The 1,241-nt window shown below is 38.4% G+C and carries 2 protein-coding genes; one reads left to right on the top strand and one right to left on the bottom strand.

Translation table 11 applies throughout. From position 1 onward, the window contains the following. Positions 1-696: ATPase, T2SS/T4P/T4SS family (locus VXQ92_RS19030; protein WP_416682851.1), on the top strand; the 696-nt coding region annotated here is incomplete at its 5' end. Between the two features lie 69 nt (positions 697-765). Here the strand turns inward: VXQ92_RS19030 and fur are convergent. Continuing rightward, positions 766-1,203 carry a ferric iron uptake transcriptional regulator gene (gene fur, locus VXQ92_RS19025; RefSeq protein WP_001122847.1) on the bottom strand — a complete coding sequence of 146 codons (438 nt, stop codon included), beginning with the start codon at positions 1,201-1,203 and terminating at the stop codon, positions 766-768. Positions 1,204-1,241 lie beyond the last annotated feature (38 nt).

The following is a 1,241-nucleotide window of genomic DNA, read 5'->3' as shown; positions in this document are numbered from 1 at the left end:
GCTTCAATGATCAGCCATCGTAACCATAACTCTAAGGGCCATATCATTACCATTGAAGACCCGATTGAGTTTATTCACGAACATGCAGGTTGCATCATTACTCAGCGTGAAGTCGGGATCGATACCGACTCATTTGAAATTGCCTTGAAAAATACACTACGACAAGCGCCGGATGTGATCTTAATTGGTGAGATCCGTTCTCGTGAAGTCATGGACTACGCGATTGGCTTTGCTGAAACAGGCCATCTTGTATTAGCTACCATGCACGCTAATAACGCCAACCAAGCGCTCGACCGTATTATTCACTTTTTTGAAAGTGACCGTCATAGTCAGCTTTATATGGACTTGTCACTTAACTTAAAGGCTATGATTGCGCAGCAGCTCATTCCAACACCAGATGGTAATTCACGCCGTGCAGCAATTGAGATTTTAATTAACTCACCATTAATTTCAGACTACATCCGTAAAGGTGAAATTCATGAAATTAAAGATTTGATGAAACGCTCACGTGAACTTGGTATGCAGACCTTTGACCAAGCTTTATTTGATTTATATAAAGCTGGTCAAATTACCTACAAAGATGCACTTAAACATGCTGACTCACCGAACGATTTACGTTTAACCATTAAACTTGCTGATGAAGGTCCCGATCAATTATCAGACGGAAAGCAGCATTTAACTTTTGACCGCCAGTAATTTCTTCATAAAAAAAGGAAGGTTAAACGTAACCTTCCTTTTTTATTTGTTTTCTTTATGTGAAAACGATTATTTCTTGCGCAATGCTTCCTGACATTCAGGTTCATTACAGTAACCATAGAGATTTAATGAGTGACCCGTTAAGGTAAACCCATGTTGTTCTGCTACAGAATGCTGTTCTTTCTCGATAACATCATTAGTAAATTCAATGACTTTGTTACAGTTTTGGCATACTAAGTGATCGTGATGATCTTCTTGCATGATTTCGAAAACAGAATGGTTATTTTCAAAATGATGACGTTGAATAATACCCGCAGCTTCAAATTGTGTTAACACACGGTAAACTGTCGCAAGTCCGACATCTTCCCCTTGCTCTAACAAAGTCTTGTAAATATCTTCGGCGCTAAGATGATGTTGTTTTGAATTTTCTAATAATTCCAAAATCTTAATTCGTGGAAGGGTAACTTTAAGTCCAGCTTTGCGCAAATCTTGATTGGAAATAGGCATGAAAAAAGGTCTCTCAACAAATCTCAAGTTGGAATAGG

It is taken from the genome of Acinetobacter sp. 228 (assembly GCF_048147885.1).
This window is presented reverse-complemented; position numbering and strand designations above follow the sequence as displayed.

What these genes read in the sequence shown, in the direction of transcription:
- fur (WP_001122847.1), bottom strand. Translation starts at nt 1,203, where the DNA reads ATGCCTATTTCCAATCAAGATTTGCGCAAAGCTGGACTTAAAGTTACC.